Origin of the sequence: Vibrio qingdaonensis (assembly GCF_026191675.1) — a bacterium.
Taxonomy (GTDB): Bacteria; Pseudomonadota; Gammaproteobacteria; order Enterobacterales; family Vibrionaceae; genus Vibrio; species Vibrio qingdaonensis.
Genome location: NZ_JAKRRY010000179.1, coordinates 1 through 334, shown reverse-complemented (window position 1 = coordinate 334; position 334 = coordinate 1). Strand labels below are relative to the sequence as shown.

The following is a 334-nucleotide window of genomic DNA, read 5'->3' as shown; positions in this document are numbered from 1 at the left end:
GGAAGAAGGAGTTAAGCAAGTCTTTAAAGCAATGGCGGCTCATAGTTATCAAACATCGAATTTTGAAACATGGTGTGGTTTAAACTTGCTTGCCGTGGACGGTGTTGTCTGGAGAACGACAGATACCCCCGAAAATCACCAAGAATTTAAAGCACAGTGTAATAATGGCGTCGAAAATATCTATCCTAAAGTTCGTATGGTGTGCCTGATGGAACTGACGAGTCACCAACTAATTGATAGTACATTTTCGGACTATCGAACCAATGAAATGCGTCTGGCGGAAGAGCTCATTGAGCAAGTTCCGGAGCATTCTCTCACTATTTTTGACAAAGGT

The 334-nt window shown here is 42.2% G+C and carries 1 protein-coding gene; it reads left to right on the top strand.

Features of this window, described 5'->3' with window-relative positions; genetic code table 11:
* On the top strand, nt 1-334 hold a 334-nt coding region (locus MD535_RS25915), incomplete at both ends, for a transposase (RefSeq protein ID WP_390902979.1).